Origin of the sequence: Shewanella sp. 10N.286.51.B7, assembly GCF_002873615.1 — a bacterium.
Lineage (GTDB): Bacteria > Pseudomonadota > Gammaproteobacteria > Enterobacterales > Shewanellaceae > Shewanella > Shewanella electrodiphila.
On record NZ_MCUF01000070.1, the window covers coordinates 1 to 19,918 of the forward strand.

The 19,918-nt window shown below is 38.6% G+C and carries 17 protein-coding genes and 1 rRNA gene; 10 read left to right on the forward strand and 8 right to left on the reverse strand.

Going from position 1 to position 19,918, the window contains the following annotated elements:
• The first annotated feature begins 113 nt into the window (after positions 1–113).
• Together rrf and BCU84_RS18025 are read left to right on the forward strand one after the other, a co-directional pair.
• A 5S ribosomal RNA gene (rrf, locus tag BCU84_RS18020) occupies positions 114–229 on the forward strand.
• Positions 230–1,203: 974 nt separating this feature from the next.
• Positions 1,204–3,663, forward strand: a complete 2,460-nt coding sequence (locus tag BCU84_RS18025) for a GGDEF domain-containing phosphodiesterase (protein WP_102529450.1) — start codon at positions 1,204–1,206, stop codon at positions 3,661–3,663.
• 97 nt (positions 3,664–3,760) lie between these two features.
• Here BCU84_RS18025 and BCU84_RS18030 read toward each other — a convergent pair whose 3' ends face one another.
• Together BCU84_RS18030 and BCU84_RS18035 are read right to left on the reverse strand one after the other, a co-directional pair.
• A complete protein-coding gene (locus BCU84_RS18030) occupies positions 3,761–4,108 on the reverse strand; it encodes a hypothetical protein (protein WP_241906481.1) in 348 nt (115 codons plus the stop codon).
• 11 nt (positions 4,109–4,119) lie between these two features.
• Complete coding sequence (locus BCU84_RS18035) at positions 4,120–4,380, reverse strand: hypothetical protein (RefSeq protein WP_102529451.1); 261 nt, start codon at positions 4,378–4,380, stop codon at positions 4,120–4,122.
• A 284-nt stretch (positions 4,381–4,664) separates the two neighbouring features.
• On the opposite strand from BCU84_RS18035, the gene BCU84_RS18040 reads away from it, so the two are divergent.
• From BCU84_RS18040 to BCU84_RS18055, 4 genes are all read left to right on the forward strand, one after another.
• Positions 4,665–6,146, forward strand: a complete 1,482-nt coding sequence (locus tag BCU84_RS18040; protein WP_102529452.1) for an ATP-binding protein — start codon at positions 4,665–4,667, stop codon at positions 6,144–6,146.
• Between the two features lie 14 nt (positions 6,147–6,160).
• Entirely contained in the window at positions 6,161–6,856 is a 696-nt protein-coding gene (locus tag BCU84_RS18045; RefSeq protein WP_102529464.1) for a response regulator, read from the forward strand.
• A gap of 197 nt (positions 6,857–7,053) precedes the next feature.
• Entirely contained in the window at positions 7,054–7,923 is an 870-nt protein-coding gene (locus BCU84_RS18050) for a 6-carboxytetrahydropterin synthase (RefSeq protein WP_102529453.1), read from the forward strand.
• Positions 7,924–8,262: 339 nt separating this feature from the next.
• Positions 8,263–9,078, forward strand: coding sequence for a M23 family metallopeptidase (locus BCU84_RS18055; protein WP_241906482.1), 816 nt, complete (start codon positions 8,263–8,265; stop codon positions 9,076–9,078).
• A 145-nt stretch (positions 9,079–9,223) separates the two neighbouring features.
• Here the strand turns inward: BCU84_RS18055 and BCU84_RS18060 are convergent, their stop codons facing one another.
• Both BCU84_RS18060 and BCU84_RS18065 read right to left on the reverse strand, forming a co-directional pair.
• On the reverse strand, positions 9,224–9,784 hold the full coding sequence (locus tag BCU84_RS18060; protein WP_102529455.1) for a VOC family protein: 561 nt from the start codon (positions 9,782–9,784) through the stop codon (positions 9,224–9,226).
• Positions 9,785–9,918: 134 nt separating this feature from the next.
• Positions 9,919–10,425 (reverse strand): L,D-transpeptidase family protein, encoded by a 507-nt coding sequence (locus BCU84_RS18065; RefSeq protein ID WP_102529456.1) that lies wholly within the window; start codon positions 10,423–10,425, stop codon positions 9,919–9,921.
• Positions 10,426–10,619: 194 nt separating this feature from the next.
• On the opposite strand from BCU84_RS18065, the gene BCU84_RS18070 reads away from it, so the two are divergent.
• The gene (locus BCU84_RS18070; RefSeq protein WP_102529457.1) at positions 10,620–11,468 is read left to right on the forward strand and encodes an ion transporter; all 849 of its coding nucleotides are present in this window, start codon (positions 10,620–10,622) and stop codon (positions 11,466–11,468) included.
• Positions 11,465–12,973, forward strand: coding sequence for an MATE family efflux transporter (locus BCU84_RS18075; RefSeq protein ID WP_102529458.1), 1,509 nt, complete (start codon positions 11,465–11,467; stop codon positions 12,971–12,973). The genes BCU84_RS18070 and BCU84_RS18075 overlap by 4 nt, the downstream gene beginning before the upstream one ends.
• 139 nt (positions 12,974–13,112) lie before the next feature.
• Here BCU84_RS18075 and BCU84_RS18080 read toward each other — a convergent pair whose 3' ends face one another.
• The 4 genes from BCU84_RS18080 to BCU84_RS18095 all read right to left on the reverse strand — a co-directional run bounded on the left by BCU84_RS18080 (position 13,113) and on the right by BCU84_RS18095 (position 18,046).
• On the reverse strand, positions 13,113–13,334 hold the full coding sequence (locus tag BCU84_RS18080) for a DUF2986 domain-containing protein (protein ID WP_102529459.1): 222 nt from the start codon (positions 13,332–13,334) through the stop codon (positions 13,113–13,115).
• Positions 13,335–13,533: 199 nt separating this feature from the next.
• A complete protein-coding gene (locus tag BCU84_RS18085; protein ID WP_229369095.1) occupies positions 13,534–13,989 on the reverse strand; it encodes a hypothetical protein in 456 nt (151 codons plus the stop codon).
• 171 nt (positions 13,990–14,160) lie between these two features.
• Positions 14,161–14,517 (reverse strand): glutathione S-transferase N-terminal domain-containing protein, encoded by a 357-nt coding sequence (locus BCU84_RS18090; RefSeq protein WP_102529460.1) that lies wholly within the window; start codon positions 14,515–14,517, stop codon positions 14,161–14,163.
• 235 nt (positions 14,518–14,752) lie between these two features.
• Entirely contained in the window at positions 14,753–18,046 is a 3,294-nt protein-coding gene (locus BCU84_RS18095) for a DUF748 domain-containing protein (RefSeq protein ID WP_198589613.1), read from the reverse strand.
• Between the two features lie 355 nt (positions 18,047–18,401).
• On the opposite strand from BCU84_RS18095, the gene BCU84_RS18100 reads away from it, so the two are divergent.
• Together BCU84_RS18100 and BCU84_RS18105 are read left to right on the forward strand one after the other, a co-directional pair.
• Positions 18,402–18,833, forward strand: coding sequence for a GNAT family N-acetyltransferase (locus BCU84_RS18100; RefSeq protein ID WP_102529462.1), 432 nt, complete (start codon positions 18,402–18,404; stop codon positions 18,831–18,833).
• A 359-nt stretch (positions 18,834–19,192) separates the two neighbouring features.
• Positions 19,193–19,894 (forward strand): DUF445 domain-containing protein, encoded by a 702-nt coding sequence (locus tag BCU84_RS18105; RefSeq protein WP_102529466.1) that lies wholly within the window; start codon positions 19,193–19,195, stop codon positions 19,892–19,894.
• The last annotated feature ends 24 nt before the right edge of the window (positions 19,895–19,918 follow it).

The following is a 19,918-nucleotide window of genomic DNA, read 5'->3' on the forward strand; positions in this document are numbered from 1 at the left end:
TGTGAAAGGTAAGACTTAGTGAAGAATATAAAGCACTTAATAAAGTAAGACTCAAAGAATCAAACAGCTTTCCGAATTTAGTTAATCGCTTTTGCGGTTAACGACCAAATTTGCTTGGTGACAATAGCATTGTGGTACCACCTGATCCCATCCCGAACTCAGTAGTGAAACGCAATCGCGCCGATGATAGTGTGGGGTCTCCCCATGTGAAAGTAGGTCATCGCCAAGCGCCTAATACTGATAAAGCCCTAGCACAATGTGTTAGGGCTTTTTCTTTGCCTAAAAAAGTTCAACCGCGGGTTTAGACACATCAACAGTTGATAGTGTGAGCGATACGCCCATGTAACAGTAGATAATCGCCAAGCGCCCCATATCTTTAAAATAGTGCCTCTTAATTGAGAGCAGATAGCCTGCTACTTACGTAGCGGGCTTTTTTGTGTCTGGAATTTGAGTGAATGAGTTGGTTAGTTAGTAGCTAAAGCTAACAGACAGTGTGGTCGATATGCCCATGTACCCTTACAAGGATAGTCAAATAGGTCATCGCCAAGCGCCCCATATCTTTAAAATTAGCGTCTCTTAATTGAGAGCAGTTAGCCCGTTACTCAGGTAACGGGCTTTTTTGTGTTTGGAATTTGAGTCAATGAGTTAGTAGCTAAAGCTAACTGATAGTGTGGTCGATATGCCCATGTGCCCTTACAAGGATAGTAAAAATAGGTCATTGCCAAGCGCTTAATTGAGAGCTGACAGCCTATTTAATGATGTAACGGTTTTTTGTCTTCAATTTTGAGTGATTCAGAGCGTGTGTTGACAAAATAATGCTTCAATTAAAATCGATTCACTACCTTGATTTGAATAAGGTTTCGTTTAATCTGTGAATTTTAAGATCTGCAAAATTAAATAGTTAATTGAATTTGATGTTTTTATTTCAATAAATAAGTGTATTGAGTCGCTTTATTCATTTACTAAAACAACAAGAAAAGATTCAAAATTTATACTGAACGCAGATTTATAGCAAGCCCGCGATGTTACCCTTTGGTTAAGGTTGGTCGGTTGTTGTTGGGTGTTGTTTTGAAAATGTAGCATGTTATTTAATTGTAAATTGATCTAGTCGGCATATACAGTATTTGATTATTCAATTTATCTATTTTGGTTATATAATCTTACATCTGGTTACTGCCTATGCGGTAGGGATAAGCTTTTACAATGCAAAATATGATGAATTTGATATCACAACGTTGGCAATACAACATCGATTTAACTGCTGAAGCGTTAAATACGAATATCTATATCTACTCATTGAATGAAGCTGGTGAGCTTGGATTATCATTAAGTTCTAAAAATCAACAATCGACTCCAGATCCTAATCTTCAAGCGCTTATATTCGATCATGTTAACCAAGCTTATACTTCCCATAAGCAGCTGCTAGTTGTCCAGTTTGTTTATGGGCAGCACGCATATTACTTCCGATTAAAAGTCATTACAGGCTCTCACCATCGTCCTATCGGTTATTTAGTTACTGAGCTTAACTCTGAAACACCAAAAGCTTCTGATGATGCATTTCTATCCTTGTGTGTCGAAAACATATCCCTTGTTTACGCTGAAGAAACAAGTCGAGTTCTCCATGCTCCTGAGTCAATCAACTTACAAAACTTTATCAATTCTTTTCAAGAGCATATTTGGGTTAAGAACTTACAAGGGCAATATGTTATATGTAATGAAAGTGTAGGCCTAGGGTGGAATAAATCACGTTCAGAGATCATTGGCAAAAACGATGAACAATTATTTGACTCTGCAACGGCCAAAAGTTTTAAACAAGGTGACAGCCAAGCTATATCAGCGAAGGAACCCATTGTTGTAGCAGAATGCGAACGTATCGATCAGCATAATAACCGTCATTGGTTAGAAACGATTAAAGCACCGTTAATGGATGGTTGTGATGACTTAGTCGGCGTTATTGGCATTACACGTAATATTGGTCGGCATAAAGAAGCGCAGACACAATTGATGCTAGCTGAAAGCGTATTTGAAAATACTGTTGAAGGTGTACTGGTTACTGATAGAGACGGTAATATCACTGAAGTCAATGCCGCTTTCAGTAAAATAACCGGCTTTAGTCGAGAAGAGGCCATTGGTCAAAATCCACGAATTTTGAACTCAGGCAAACATGATGATTTATTCTTTTCACAAATGTGGAATACCTTATTAGTTAAAGGTAAATGGCATGGCGAGATTTTCAATAAACGCAAGTCAGGAGAAGTGTTCCCTCAGTCAGTGACTATTAACGCTGTATATAGTCAGAAAGATCAAATTAACTTTTTTGTTGCGGTTTTTACTGATATATCTGCGCAAAAACGAAATGAAGAAATGTTGGTCAATTTATCTTATTACGATAGCTTAACTCAACTCCCCAATAGAGTATTATTTCGTTCTAACTTGCAACAACAAGTAGAAAGGGCCTTTAAGCAACAGACGCAACTGGCGGTCGTATTTTTCGATATTGATTTCTTTAAGCATATAAACGACAGCCTTGGTCATGATGTGGGTGATCAATTATTGGTTGAAGTAGGTAAAAGGTTATCTGAGCTTAGCTGTGAACAATGCATTGTTGGTCGATTAAGCAGTGATGAGTTTGTTCTCTTGCTGACAGATATTACCCAAAATGAAATGGTAACGAGCTATATCAATAAGATTAAGACCTTGATAGAGCAGCCCTTCAAGTTTGATGATAATCCTTCTATAAGAGTAACACTAAGTATGGGGGTTTCGGTCTTTCCTCATGACTCTTTAAACAGTGAACATTTACTGCAAAACACTGATACAGCCTTGCATATGGCTAAGCAAAGTGGCCGTAATAACATCACTTTTTATGACTCAACAATGACGATGAACTCTGCTGAGCATTTCAAAATCCAAAGTGCATTACATGAAGCAATTCAAGACAACCAATTTCATTTGGTCTATCAGCCGAAATTATCATTAGTCACAGGAAAATTAGTGGGGTTAGAGTCTCTTATTCGTTGGCAGCACCCTGAGTATGGTTTAATTTCACCTGCTGAGTTTATACCAATTGCTGAGAAAACGGGGCTAATTCATGAAATTGGATTACAAGTATTAACTATGGCTTGTAAACAAGGCGTTAATTGGCTTAACGCTGGCTATCGTTTTGGCCATTTAGCGGTGAATGTCGCGAGTTTGCAGTTTCAGCGCACAAGTTTTATCGATAATGTTGAACGAATATTATCTGAAACCGGCTTTCCGGCTGATTTACTAGAATTAGAGATGACCGAAAGCTGCATGATGTATGAACCTGATAGAGTCATATCAGATTTAAAACGCTTAGGTAACCTTGGGATTCAATTATCCGTAGATGATTTTGGTACGGGATACTCATCATTAAATTATCTTAAGAAGTTACCGATCAATGTACTTAAAATTGATCAGTCCTTTGTGTCAGATATTCCATTTGACAGTAATAATACTGCCATTGCTAAAGCAATAATTGTACTTGGACATGCGCTAAAGTTAACTGTCATAGCTGAAGGGGTAGAAACAAAAGAACAGGCGGCCTTTTTACTGGAAAATGGCTGTGACCAAGCTCAAGGGTATTATTTTAGCAAGCCACAGTCTGCGAAAGCTCTCACTTCGCAATTACCTTTATTATAACGTTGTACTTAACCCTATCTTTTTAAAAGCGGTAATTTATATATTACCGCTTTTTCGTGGGTAAAATTTTATTGAACTAACCTACAAGAATCCAGCATTAAGCGTAGGTGTCGATACCTACGCTTTCTTGTTGATCAGATTGAGAACTAATTTGGACGAGTGTTTCCAAAAATACACTGCCAATATCTTTGGCTGATAAATCCTCAGTTAATGGTTTTAGTTCATCTAATGCATTTTTTAATTCAACTTGTTGCTCTTTCGTCAGAGAACTTAGCATGTCTGAAACTTGCGTTTGTTCATCTTCTGATAATGTTGCTACAGCAGGTTCAAGACCTGGTGGAGTTGAGCCTGGTGGTGGAGGCGGGCCTTTCGGTTTGTCTGCTGCGCTTATATCGAACTGATTCGTAGAGCTTGAGATATTGAGTGAACTCGTATTAATTTGCATGTTAGCCTCTATTATCTTTTTTGACGTTGAGGTGGCTTATGATCCTCTGGGACTGCCACAAGTTGGTCATCCATCATTTGGCATGTCGCTGAAATTTCATCTCCTTTAGGAGTGGTGATGTTTACCACGTCATTTTCTGTTTTATCTTCACAGAGGGTATAAGCTTCTTGAGGCGGTTTTCTCTTTTGCCTTTGTTGTTCTTGAGCCAATAAAGCGCTAGAAAAACCAATGCTGGTAATGAGAACTGAGCTGATAACAAGTAATTTTTTCATGTAAGTTCCTATTTATTGATGAATCTAGGTATTTCTTATTGATGAATCTAGGTATTTCTTATTGATGAATCTAGTTTTTGGGTGAGTTTTACCATACCAAGTAAATATGCAGGAAATGTGCAGAAACGAAGGAGATTGTAATTAGCTTGTTTAACGAACTAGTGAGAACAAGAACAGATAGATATACTCAGTTAACATGTAAATTGCGATCCAATATTATCACCATGAGAATAATGGCTTGTTCATAAATTTTATTTTTAAATCTAAACCTTGGTAAAACCTGAATGAAAATTTCTCAGAAGTTATTTTTAGCCTTTGTCGGCCTGACGAGTGTGGTGCTTATTGCAACCTTATCTCTTGCTCGATGGGGTTTTGATCAAGGTTTTATAAGCTATACCAACTCCTTACAACAAGAAAGGTTAGAAGAGCTCGCTGTTTCATATTCTGAGCTTTATCAACAATCAGCTTTTGATTGGAACAATGTTTCGAAAAAAAAGTTTGCGCAAATTATTCGTCAGTTTACGCCATTACATGGACCGTTTGAGGGGGCTGAACGAAAAGGTCCCCCGCCAAGACCTAAACATAAGCCTCCTCGGTTTGATGGACCTCCACCGCATTTGACTGGTGAAGCTAGAGGTGATCTGCCGCCTCATTTAAGAGACTCAAATCAAACAGTGCCGCCTAAACGACGCAGGCCTGTTACTGCATTGTATTCAATTTCAGGACAGTTATTGGCCGGCGATAAGTTTGATATTCTCGGTTCAACCATTTCTGTTGACGTCACATATAATGACCAAGTCATAGCCACGCTATACACAAAGGCGGTTGTCAAAGTAAACAGTATTTCGGCAGAAGCATTTTCTAAGCAACAGCTCTGGACAAGTATTTGGATAGGTTTGTTGTGCTTGATTCTGGCCAGTTTAATTTCTTGGGTGCTAGCACGTTTGCTACTTATTCCCGTTCGTGAAGTCGTTAACGGGATTTCTCATTTATCGAAAGGAAATTATAATGAGCGCTTCAAAGCAGCTAGAGAGGATGAATTAGGGTTGTTAATGAATGATATTGATCATTTAGCCATGACCTTAGATAAAAACCGTACGGCAAAAAATAGATGGTTTGCTGATATCTCCCATGAACTTCGCACCCCACTGAGTATTCTATGTGGTGAAATTGATGCGATAAAAGCCGGCATAAGACCTTTTAATCAGCAACAACTGACTTCACTTGAGCAAGAGGTGATGCGGATTAAGCATTTAGTGGATGATTTATATCAATTATCACTATCCGATGTTGGCGGGCTTAAATATTATTTTGAACCCACCGATATTACACTATGTATTGCAGAAACCTTGAACTCATTAGCTGATAAAGTGTCAGATAAAGGGTTATCGCTTAACTTTATTCATACAAAAACTATCACAATCAATGGCGATAAAATGCGCCTCCAACAACTTTTATACAATGTTATATTAAATTCAGTGGCTTACACCGATAGCCCTGGCAGTATAAATATTGATTTGATTGAAGAGTTAGGCTCACTATCAATATTAATCAATGACACTAAGCCCGGTGTGCCACTCGACGAGTGTGAATTGTTATTTGATGCATTACATCGACAAGACAGTTCAAGAGTCAGACGAAGTAATGGTGCAGGGTTAGGGTTAACCATTTGCCGTAATATTGTAGAAGCCCATAATGGCCACATCACTGCAAGGCCTTCGAACCTAGGCGGTCTTTGTATTGAAATTTCCTTACCCACTTTATAAGAGTCATATTAATGATGAATGTAAGTCATCCAAAGATGAAAGTGTTGATTGTTGAAGATGAACCTAAAATTGCACAGATATTAGTTGATTTCCTGACACTGGAAGGCTTTGATACCCAGGTTTTACACGATGGACTCAACGCAGTTGAAACAATCAAGCAAGGTAACATTGATTTCGTCATACTGGATCTCATGCTGCCATATAAAAATGGACTGACGATTTGTAAAGAAGTGCGACAATTTTCAAGTATTCCACTGCTGATGCTGACTGCAAGAGTTGAAGAAATCGATCGTCTTATTGGTTTAGAAGTAGGGGCAGACGATTACGTATGTAAACCGTTTTCTGCAAGAGAGGTGGTCGCTAGAGTTAAAACCATTTTGCGACGAGTCGATGCAGCGCCTCAAACAAACGAAGATGAAATTGCTTATAAGCATCTGCTAATCAATATTCAACGCTTTAAGTGCAGCGTGTCTAGTATTGAGGTTGATTTAACCCCTGTTGAGTTTAGATTATTGCATACAATGCTTAAACGTCCCGGTGTTGTTCACTCAAGAGATAGCCTGATGCAAGTCTGCTACATTGACGATCGCGTTGTCAGCTCACGCACTATAGACAGCCATATTAAAAATTTACGCTCTAAATTAACGCTAAATAATACCCAAGTAAATTTACTTCAATCTATTTACGGAGTGGGTTATAAATTTGAATAACTTTACTTTATAGGCTTTATTAGGCAGTTATTAAGCCTAACAATATTCAATATTTAGGCTTTTTTTGTAAACTCAGTTTGTTTTCTCGCACCTAGGCTAGCTTTTGTTTAGAATAGCCATGAATTATTACTCCCCTTAGCCATCGCTATTTGGGAAAAGTTAACTGAGGCGGACTGTTTTTCTGCCTAGGAGCCTTAATGCAACTGTTTGTAAAAGATTTAACCGTTATCGATTTTTCTTACTTATGTCCAATTCGTGGCATGGTAGGTGAAAGCTGGATTGTAGATGTACTACTTGATGGCGGCTTAGATGAGCAAAACATGGTTCTTGATTTTTCCAAGGTCAAAAAAACCATCAAAAATACCATTGATGATGTTGCCGATCACCGTTTACTCATTCCTACCGCTTGCGGCGAAGTTCGCTGGCAGCAAAAGGGCGATCGTGTTTGGATGGACTTTTCAAGCAAACTTGGTGATATCCATTTAGCTTGCCCATCCGAAGCATTTGCACTTATCCCAACTGAAGTAATTGACTTTGAAAGTGTTAATTCATTTTTGATTAAAGCATTACGTGAAGCTTTACCTGATAATGTTGAAGGGATTAGCTTAACGTTACGTAATGAAGTATTAGACACGCCTTACTATCACTATACGCATGGGTTACGTAAACATGATGGCAATTGTCAACGGATTGCACACGGACATAGAAGCCCGATCACCGTATTTGAAAATGGCATTGCTGCGCCCAAATGGGACCAGTACTGGGCTGATAGATGGCAAGATATTTATTTAGGTAGCGAAGAAGATGTAGTTGATGTCGCGACGCTTGAGTTATCTAAACAAGCGGATGTTAATGACAATAGTCATTATGGATTTCATTACCAAGCCCCACAAGGGGATTTTCAATTAGCGATGCCAAGAGACTGTTGTGACATTATTCCTCATGACACTACAGTAGAACTATTAGCGCAGTTCATTGCTGAAACAATGGCGCACAAAACCCCAAGTTCTGAATTCAAAGTTATTGCATTCGAAGGCATAGGTAAAGGTGCGATAGCGGTAAAATGAATGTGTGAGCAATGAGTGTCATATAGAGACTCATTGCCTTTTCTTTTAAGCTGTTAATCTTCTGAGCAATAACTCCTTTTTTTACCTTCTAATTATCCATCATTTGTCTATTAGCATTCTCAACTGTCATTTCTCAACTGTCATTTTTCTATTGGCATTTATCTTTCGTTATTTATTTTTCGTTATATATCTGTACTCATTTATCCGTGTCGATACAAATTTGAATAAATTACCACAACCCCTTAGTATTAAAAGATAATTTGAGTGTCTCTAAATTCATGGTTCTTAAGGTACATAATGGCTGCTAAATTTTTAACCCGTGTCGGGGTAACATCGTTGATGGGACTGATATCGTTCGCTTTTACTGCACAAGCTGAAATCAATTTACAAGGTAAATTTGAGCAAGGTGCGTTGGTAAGGGGTCATGTTCCAGCAGGAAGTACGGTCAAACTTAATGGTGAAGATATTGGTATTACGGCAAAAGGCGAATTTGCCATTGGTTTCGAGCGTGAAGCTAAAGCAGAGCAAATGCTTGAAGTCGTTTACCCAAGTGGGTTAACCGAGCTAAAACCGCTTAAAATAGCGACCAAAGAATATAAAATTGATCGGGTTACTGGGATCAGTAAAAAGATAATGAAACCCAATCCCGCAGCGCAAGAAAGAGCCGCAAAAGATGCTAAACAAACTCGTGCAGCAAGAAATACTTTTAGTGAGCAAACTGCATTTATGCAAGACTTCATCTGGCCAGTGACCGGTCGGATATCTGGCGTCTACGGCAGCCAGCGTGTATACAATGGCAAACCTGGTAACCCGCATTATGGCGTCGATGTTGCCCGCCCAACGGGTACAGTAGTGGTTTCACCAGCCGATGGTGTTATCACCCTAGCTGAACCAGATATGTTTTATTCTGGCGGCACTGTTATTATTGATCATGGCTATGGGATAAATTCAACTTTTCTTCACTTAAGTAAAATCTATGCAAAAGTTGGTGATGTGGTTAAGCAAGGACAAGAACTCGCTGAAATTGGTGCGACAGGGCGCGTAACTGGACCACATTTAGACTGGCGTTTGAATTGGTATCAAATGCGCTTAGACCCTGTAACCGTCGTTCCACCGATGAAAGAAGTACTTGCAGCAGAGAAAGCTGCTCAATAAATTTGATTCGAGGTACTGACAAGTAATGTATAAAGATATTGCTTGGTGTCTGGTTACTACTTATTAAAAAGAATGGGTTCAATTTATTATTGAACCCATTATTTATGTCTAATAGATTATTGCCATAAGCATTGCCATGAGATGATTAATCTTGCTCACTGGCAATAATGGCTTCAATCGTATGAGTATGGACTTTGACGCAAATCCCATTTGATTTAAAAGCAATAGTTGGATTGGCAAGGCGCTCATTGTCACCTTTAGGAGAGCTTAGTTTAACCTTGATATCGGTATTACCAGCGAGGATTCCTGCAAGGTTTGGTGCTTTTTCTAAGAGTTGTTGTTGCAAGTCTTCACAATTTTCCGCATTCGACGGAAATACCAGTTCAACATGTTCCCAGCCTTCTTGTGGATACACTTTATCAGAAGGATATGGCAGCTCGACGCAATAAATTTCTAACCCATTGAGCATTAGGGGCTTAGTCAATTTGATGATTAAAATAGGGCGGCCATTAATCATATTATTGGAAATGACTTGACCATATTTTTCAAATTCTTGGCTGAGTTTATTCGCAGCATCATTGCTATTCACACGAAGTGCGCAATGATCGCACTCTAGATTTAAACTATCTAAACCTAAGCGTTGAATAAAGGCGCTGATACGCTGACCAAAATCAGGCCAGCTTTGGGTTAACTGGTCATAGTGCATAATATCCTCTGACACCTAAGGCGTGTTTAAAAATGACTGGTGTTATAGATTTAGAGTTAACTAACATAGGTTAGATCTAAAACAGATTAGAGTTGCAATGGATAATAAATATTACCGAATACAAATGGGATGGGTTAAGGCCAAATCTCAATTGGCGTGCCTTCTTCGATGACTCGCCAAAGTTCATCCATTTCTTTATTTGTTACCGCAATACATCCGTTAGTCCAATTATATTGCTGCGCTTGTTCTGGTGTGAGTGACGAATTCGGGTTTTGACCATGGATCATAATCATTCCACCAGGGCTAACCCCTAAGGCATTGGCACGTAAACGGTCTTCTTCATTCGGGTATGAGATATGAATTGATTTATAAAATGCACTATCAGACTTTTTGTAATCAAGAATATAACGCCCTTGCGGGGTGCGTTGATCGCCTTCTTTCAATTTATGACCTTGTGGCGCATCTCCCATGGCAATTTGATAGGTTTTAATTTTTTGGCCTTCATGATAAATCGACATGCTGGATTCAGATTTATTCACCACGACTAAATCGACTTTTGAGTTGGCTAATTGGCTGATAGAGGCCTGAGCAAGGGTTGAGCTAAAAATGGCTAGTAAAATAAAGCATTTAACCAAGTACATGAAGTCTCCAAAAAGCTTTTTTATGAATTTGTGGTGTGAGTTTGTATTGTTAATAGTGTTAACATGAGTATCGTTGAATAGGCAATTTATCAGAACAACATATAATTACGATAACAATTTGAAATTTTTTACAGATAATACCGTACTTTTAACATGTATGCGGGATTAAATTTTCAGTCATCTTTGAGTGAGCTATGACGTTAGAAGAAAAACAAGATACGCCATTTAAAAAACAAATTAGAACGGTGATATTTGGTACTGAAACCCGTATGGGTCGATGGTTTGATATTGGCTTAATAATTTGTATATTGCTTAGCGTTTTACTGATTATATTAGACACAATTGACAGCTATCATCAGCAATATGGTCAAGTTATCTATTATGCCGAGTGGGCGTTCACTTGGTTATTTACTATTGAATACTTATTGAGATTTTATGGTTCGGTAAGCCGTTTAGCGTATATGCGAAGTTTTTACGGCATTGTTGATTTACTGTCCATACTTCCGAGCTTTTTAGCGTTAATTTTTCCTGGTGCAAACGTGTCTCTCGCATTCAGAATTTTGCGCTTGTTTAGAGTCTTTAGGGTGCTGAAGTTACTGCGCTATTTAAGCGAAGGTAATTTGTTATTAAAGGCCATGATCCAAGCAAGAAGAAAGGTGTTCATATTTTTCTTCTCTGTAAGCCTGATCATTATGGCGTTAAGTGTCGTAATGTATGTGGTTGAAGGCCCTGCAAATGGTTTTACTTCTATCCCTAAATCAATGTATTGGACTATTGTTACTATCACTACGGTTGGCTACGGTGATATCACGCCTCAAACAAATTTAGGCCAAGCGATTGCGTCGTTAACCATGCTAATCGGTTATTCCATTATTGCGATTCCAACAGGCATTTTAACCGCTGAAATATCTCATGAGATGGTTGTTGAACGTGATTTACGTAAATGTATGAACTGTGGAACCCGCGGTCATAACTTACAAGCATTATATTGTCACCATTGTGGTAGCGAGTTAGAGCAACAAGATTCTGAAGGGAACTCATGACCGAAGCTAAGTTTGTCCAAGGCTCCATTTTACGTCACATATTAGTGATGAGCTCTACAGCGGCTGTAGGTATTTCTGCGTTATTTGTGGTTGATTTACTTGATATCTTTTTCTTAAGTTTATTAGGTGAGCAAGAGCTGGCAGCAGCAGTTGGTTATGCAGGTGCTATTTCATTCTTTACAACCTCTATTGGTATTGGATTATCGATTGCCCTTGGTGCGCTTGTATCTAGAGCTATAGGCGCTAAAAATATGGTGCTGGCAAAGCGCATGTTACTCAACAGTGCGGTTGTATCTTTGCTTACCAGTGTGGTGGTTGCGGTAACAGTATTTATTTTTATCCCAGAACTTTTGGCACTAATTGGTGCTAATGGCGAAACAGCAATACTGGCAGAAAGTTACCTCAGAATATTAGTCCCTTCATTACCATTTATTTGTCTCGCTATGGCATTAGGCGGTGCACTAAGAGCCATTGGTGATGCCAAGTTATCTATGATGTCAACACTGGCAGGTGGCGGAGTCAATTTAGTACTAGATCCGATATTTATCTTCGCTTTAGGTATGGGGATAGAAGGTGCAGCAATTGCGTCTGTGTTTGCTCGTATTGCGGTATTTATCATTTCTGCTCGTGGGATCGTGGTTAAGCATAATATGCTGGGGCAGTTTAATCGCCAGCACTTTGTTGAAGACATTCGAACTATTTTCGCGATTGCATTGCCCGCTATGCTAACGAATGTTGCTACGCCAATCGGTAATGCTGTTGTGACAAAAGCCATTGCAGATTTTGGTGATAGTTATGTCGCGGGTTGGGCGGTATTAGGCCGTTTAATCCCTGTGTGTTTCGGGATGATTTTTGCTTTAAGCGGTGCAGTTGGCCCCATTATTGGTCAAAACTATGGTGCACTCGAATTTGAGCGTGTTAAAGAAAGCCTGACTAAAGCGATTCAGTTTTGTGTTGTGTTTGTACTTGGCGTATCGATTTTATTATTTTCATTGAAACATCAAATTGTCTCAGCATTTGATATGCAAGGTGAAGCGGCGGAGTTGATTTTATTCTTCTGCAAATATATCGCAATTTTCTTTATTTTCAACGGCATTTTATTTGTTGCCAATGCATCATTTAATAATTTAGGTAAAGCTAAGTACTCCACTTTCTTTAATGTGGGTAAAGCCACTATTGGTACCATACCTTTTGTGTATTTTGGTGCTCAAATAGGCGGAGTGTATGGCGTGCTCATTGGCCAAGCTCTAGGATCGATTTTATTTGGTTTAGGTGGTGTTTGGGTTGGTTATCGATTGATAGATAAAATTACCGCAACAGAACATTTTAAAGCGGATGAAAAGCCCGTATCTGAGGATGATGAGATTGAACTGGAAATGAGCCCGACATCTTCACCGCAATCATCTTCATACATTCAGTTAGCACAGCTCAATGAAGAACCTTTATGTGAAGAGATAGTTCGTGATGGCGACTTAGACAATCCGCTGTCTTCAAAGGATAAATGATTTGAAGCCTTAGAGTGTATGACTAAGACGAAAAAGCCCTCGTAATGCTAGCAGCATTATGAGGGCTTTTTTTAAAGCTAATTCGATGACTAAACGGGTATTTTTATTTAGTACTAGAATTTAGTTTTAGTATTTAGTATTACTTTGCTTCTGAAGTTGGATTTGCTTCTGCTGAAGTGTCAGTGGCTTCACCAGCTTCTGCAGCCAGTTTCTGCTGCTCTTCAAGTTCCATTTGCGCACGGATGGCTTTGGAGATGTAGCCCACTTTAGGATTTTTTTGCGGGTTATCTTTTACAATTTTGTTTTGCTTAGCTTTAGTCCGCTTTGCGGTTTTTTTGATCATCAGCTGTTTTCTGTTCATGGGTCTATCTAACTCGCTTAATTATGCCGTAGGCACTTTAGAACTGTATAAAACATGTAGCCAGTGATTGCCTACATGCTCTTAAAATTGGATTTGGTTAAGTTTAGCTCAAACTGACGGGAGGTTATAGTTAAACCCTTTATTTATCTTGTTGGATGGTCACTTTTAATGGTTTACATGTGATGTTGTGAACCATAGGTTAAAAATTACGACTAAACTTTTTAATATCTTCTTCTGTTGCGCCATCATTACATTCGCCGCGAACTTCGCCTCGGCCTTCACTCACACTGCGGTTAAGCACTATGTATCCATCCTTGCAATAGCCTGTCATATCAATGGTTTTTTGTAGGCCTAAATCCACTTGTCGGCTCCATAGCTCCAATTGTTCTTGGCGGCGTTCTTGCTCAATGGCATAACTGCGGGCATCTTGGCGACGTCGGTTGACTCTTTGCTGGTGGGGCAGAGGATCTTCAATGCCGCGATCTGTTGCTGTAGCGACTTTAGCTTGGTAAGTAAAAAGCTTTATGCCTTCACCTTTAATGGAAGTACTAAATCTATCTTTAAATTGTCCAGCAAAAGCTTCAGGTTCGATGGGTGCAGATGAGCAAGCTGATAACAGCAGAAAACCAACAAATAATACAGAGTACTTTGGCACCAGTAATAATCCTTTATAAAAACTTGGAAGGGAACAATTCATATTAAAACGAAACAGCTTCTAATTGATAGTATTTGAAAGTGATTTAGCAGGATATACAAGATATCAGCATTTGTGTATCGGCTTTACTGTGATAAAGCCAATACACTCAGTGATGTGCCAGTGATTAAATTAAGCGTATTGCTTAGATAAATAAGCAATGATGTCACTGGATTCGTACATCCATTGAGTTTGGCCATCTTTTTCAATTTTTAAACAAGGCACTTTAAGTTGACCACCTTGTTGTACAAGCTCTTGTTTATTGTTTTCTTGTTTTGCATCAACCGTGACGATGTTTAATCCTTGGCTGCGAATTGCACGGCGCACTTTTACGCAAAAAGGGCAGGCAGCATATTGGTATAAAGCTAACGCTTTGGTTTGCTCATCTATCTTTGCTTGCTCTGTAACAGGGCGTTGATATTTTTTACCTGGGAACAAAAAATTTGCTAATAAGATAATACGGCCAAGAATCCAGCGAATGACAAACATACTACTTCCTTTAAATATCGAATTGAACGATTTAGCCATTAGGGCAATCGGTACTGCAACATTCTACTTAATTTGCAGCGACAGTTTACGTGATGTTGTTCACAGATAATAGTCATCTGTGAACGGAATCGGAGTCGACGTCGTTTTAGTGTTTAACAGTCCCTAATAAGCTGTATAAAAAACAACATAAACTTAATTGTTGCGTTCTTAAATTAGGCTCCCTTTAAGTGCACCGTTAATTAGCATCTAAGGTCAGTATCGCTTGTGCATCGGTTTGTTCAAAATGCACTCGACTTTCTAAGATAAATACACGACTAGGGTCAATGTTGGCTTGTTCAACTAAATAGGTTTTAATGGTTTTAGCCCTTTGCTGAGCCAGTATACCAAGCTGAGCTTCAGAAACAGCTTGCTGATTTAAGCTGAAATTATACAGTGCAATATGCCAGCGAGTTTGTAATTCGAGGGCCTCGATTTGTGGGTTTTCCTCAGTAATCTTTTGCTCAATTAATAATGGGTCTAATTGGGTTTCAGTTTGATATAACGCGATTAATGCATCGACTAAAGGACCTTGCTGTGGATACTGGCTTGCAGATAAGTCAGTTGGTAGCGCTGTGACCTCAATGCCTGCTTGATTTGCCAGTTTTTGATGAAGCTGTTCTTGTTGTAATGCTAATTGGTCATTGGCTAAATCAACGCTACCTTTGATATTAAGTATCAGTAGTGGTCGATCGTCTAACGCCTTAGCAAGTGAGGTTAATGTTGTTTGTTGCTCTTGGGTAATAGCTGATTGGCCAAACTCAAAGCTTACTTTGTCCATGCTGTCTTCATCACCCCCCACTAAACCTGCTAATAAAGAAAATGGCGCTGTAATGGCTTTGGTAATGACATTAGTGATAGCGGTCATAACGATACTGCCAAAACTGAAGCTAGGAGAATCTAAATCGCCATCTACATCTACACCTAAATCGATGACGCCGTGCCTGTCCTGTAATAAGGCAATTGCTAAGGTGATCGGCAGGGAAGTGGCCAGTGAGCTATTGCTTGGTTTACCTAACTCTAATTGATCAATGACTAAATGGTTACTGCCAACTAATTGATTATTCTCTAATTGATAATTGAGCGCTAAAGATAGTTGGCCTTTATCGATGTAATAGCCCGCATAGGTTCCTGAGTATGGATTAATAGAGGTGAGCTCGACTTTATTAAAGGCGAGGTTTAAATCAAGATATGGATTTGCCAATAAAGGATTAATATCACCTTTTAATGTCACTGGCGCATACTTATCGATTTTCCCTTCTAGATTAACCGATGCGCGTGTTTGCGGGTTGGTAGATATTTGAGTGATTTCACCATTGAGTTGTTCAATACCTGATGCAAAATTAGGTGTTAAAGAATTATCGGCAAAAAAAGCAGAGCTGTCTTTAAAGCCTATTCGCTTTATATCGATAGCAAAGTCTGACTGCTGTGATATTTGCTGATTTTCAGGTAAACGAGACGAACCTTGATTATCTGAGTCAGCGACTACTGGAGCAGTCGTTGCATTAGTAGCAGTAGTAGGTGTAGTTGATTCGTTATTGTCTTTACCAGCCGGAGTGACTATCAAGTCAGCAATGTTAGTGCTTCTGTCTTCGGCAATAATCAATCGGCTAAATAAGCTGTCAAATAACACCTCATCGATAGTTAGGGACTGACCTAAATTATCAAAGGCTAAATCAGTAATAATCATTGACTCCCAATTAAGCAGGGGCTGTTTTAATAGATTATCTTTGATTTGTAATTGATTAACTGATGCTTGTCCTTGATAAACAAACTTCTGTTTTGTATTTGCACTAATGTGACCTTTAGTATTGAACAAACCTGATTCGAGGGTGATATTCATAAAAGGTGAAATATAAGGCTGTAACTTGGTTAAATTAACCTTCTGGTAGTCAATATCCGCTTCTAAACTGATTAACTTCGCGTCAAATACTCCAGTTGAGCTAAATTGGCTCTGATCGTTTATTGAAAGGTCTAGTTGATACTCAATCGGTAATGATAAGTCTGATTTAATGGTTTGGGTGGTGAAATTAATATTAGATAACTTCCAAAAGTTAGCGGTTTTATTCGCGACGCTTTCAGTCAGTTCAAATTGATAATTTTCAACATTTAATTGGTGTAATGTCACTAACCACTCTGGTTTTGACTCTGTTGTACTGCTGCCTAAATCAGAAGGTTCTTGTACGCTAGCTTGCAAGCTGGCTTGGTCGTCAACACTGTCGTTGTCAGTTGATTGATCAGTTGATTGATCAGTTGATTGATTAGTTGATTGTGTAGCTTCTGTATTAGTTTCTAGATTAGCCGCTTTATGGCTAGACTCTTGTTGTGTGTTAACAAAAATTGGAGTGAATAATTCGACTAAATTAACTTTCTCAGGGGCAACCGTTAGCCAAAAATTAGCATCACTAGTGCGAAATTGTTTTATGTCGATGTTTTGTTCTTGGCTAGATACTGTAATACCCTCTAAGGCCAACAAATCTACCGTGGTAACTTGTCGCTGATCATCATTGGCAACAATATTGCTCAATGTAATGTCAGTATCAGTAATATTAAAATCAACTATCGGAGAGTCTGTAACTGCTTCAATCGCCGTTTCTGTGGCGGCAAAGGAAGATATTAGGTTCAGGTTTGCAGACTGTAATGAGACTTTAAATAGATCCTCAACGAGAGACCAGTATTGAGTTAACTCCATCTGAGTGATAGCAAGTTTACCTTTAGCATCTAGCGGAAATAACTGCGCTTGGGTGTCTAGTTTAATCTGACCATTTTTATCATCGCTTATAGTAAGGTTTATTTTATTTGCGTCAGGGCTTTGTGAAAGTAATGCATCAGTTTTCACCATGGTCGCTGAAACATTTATTCTTGGGTAAAGTAATTGGGTCTCAGTTAGCTTATCGTTTATCTGTAAAGCGGCATTATTAAAGTTAAAGCGATTTAGATGAATGGCAATGGGCTGGGTGTCTTGTTCTTTCTCTACATCAGTCTCTATTTCACTTTGTTTATTGTCATCTTCTGAAGGATTAGTTTTAGCTAGGGCTTTGGCTCTTTGATCAAATGTGTTGATGATGTCAGTAAAATTGAATTGATATCCCGATGGCATACTGGTGTCAGTTTGATTTGCCAAAATCGCTAATCGCTCCAGTGACAATGTCGTTCCATCGACAGTTAAATAATCTAAGCTGATATTCAGGTTAAACAGAGACTGCCAGAACATGAAATCTACTTCGGCATTATCAAGATGGAAAAAGGCTTTTTGACTATCTTGTTCATTAACCGTCAGTTGACTCAAGCTCAATTCAAATGTGAATGGGTTAACTTTAATGTTCTCAATTGTGACTTGTCTGCCTAGCATTTCTGATAATGATTTAGGCGCTTGTTTAGTCGCAATGAAAGGGATGAGTAACCCAAACGATAGTACAAAGAGTAAATAAATAAACGAACAGATAATTGCAATTTTCTGGTAACGGGGGCGATGATTAAATCTTTGTTTCATTGTGCTCAACGACGACATCATAGGGACGACTGCTTATAGTAATAGTTAGACAGTATTTGTTAGACATTTTAACGAATTTAAGGTTCAGTTACTCGCTTGTTTAAGATTTTTTTACAATTTTTCTTCATTAGGTGTTTTCAATGGACAAAAGTGGCATTTATCTTTAAGCTAATGTATTAATAAGATTTTTAAGTTTAAATTAGATTGTGTTTACCAAGCAGGCTTAGGTCCTATAAAAGCCTTGTTGATTTATTGTTGTGTAATTCATTTAAGGCTCTCATTGGTTTTAATTTGTATTCAACACTCAGATGATAATTTTGCCGCTGTGTAAATTAATAATTTCAAGGATGAAAGCATGAATATTCGACTAACTTCAGAGTTAGATACCGATGTTTTAGTGAGTTTATTTGACGACTATAGACAAAGTATGGGGTTTAAATCTGAACCTAAAAAATGCCGTCAATTTATTAAAACTCGTTTAATAGAAAATGATTCGATGATCCTAGCGGCTTTTGAAGAGCCAAAGTGCTTAGGTTTTGTTCAGCTTTATCCTTCTTATTCTTCGTTGTTACTTAAACCTGTTTGGTATTTTGACGATGTATTTGTTGATGCGAGTCGTCGAGGTGAAGGCATCGCGACTCTGCTTATCGAAAAAGCAAAAATGTTAGCCCAAGGTACCGACGTCATGTTAGTCAAACGCACAAAGGTGCTTGATAACGGACTAGAAACTAATTTGTCTAATCAAACCGAAGCTGAAGGGATGTATTTGTATCATTCTGGATTGTAGTAAAAGGTTTTAATAGTAAGTTAGGGGGGAATTGTGGTCGAGATAAAATCCAATCAAGCGCGGCGAGTGAATTGCCGCCAAGCAATCTAAGCACTCTTTGTTCGCAAAAATTTGCTCAACAATGTTGAATCCGTTTTTAGCCCAACCCTTTGGGCAGCGTTTGTTGTCCATTTTTTACCAGCTTATCGGTTTCTTTATCTAGAATGACTACATCACAAAGTCTCTGCCTTTCGGCCTTGATGCATAGAATGGCCAACAGCTCGCTGCCAAAACAACTTTAAAAGATCAACACACCCTAGTATCTAACCTTTGGAAATTGATAGAATGCCAAAGGTTTTTTTATGTCTGAGGATTTTAGATTGAACAAGAGTTTAGTGACTAATATCATTGCCGCAGCATTAGTGTTGATTGGCTATTTTGCAGAAGTAACCATGGTATTTACCATAGGGTTATTTGCGCTATCTGGCGCGGTAACCAACTGGCTAGCAGTCCATATGTTATTTGAAAAAGTCCCAGGTTTATATGGCTCAGGTGTTATTCCATCACGCTTTGAAGAGTTTAAAGCGGGTATTAAACATCTGATGATGGAGCAGTTTTTTACTCAAGAAAACATTGATCGTTTACTGACTGAAAACAGTGCGAGTTCTATCGATTTAACGCCTGTAATTGATAAAGTGGATCTTGAACCGTCATTTGACGCTTTGGTGACTACGGTTGAAAACTCATCTTTTGGTGGCATGCTATCTATGTTTGGTGGAACAGAAGCATTGATCCCATTAAAAGAGCCTTTTATTGATAAAATGAAACAGTCATTGACTGAGCTAACTCAAAGCGAAGAGTTTAATCAAATTTTGATTAATGAGCTGGAACAGCCTAATGTCATGGCCGATTTACAACAGAAAGTATCGAACATTGTTGATCAACGCCTTGATGAGTTAACCCCAGTGATGGTGAAGGATATTATTCAAGAAATGATCCGCAAGCATCTAGGCTGGTTAGTGGTTTGGGGTGGTGTATTCGGTGGATTAATTGGCGCTTTAGCAGCTATTATTCAATCTTAACTAGGTGACTAATTAAGTGACTAA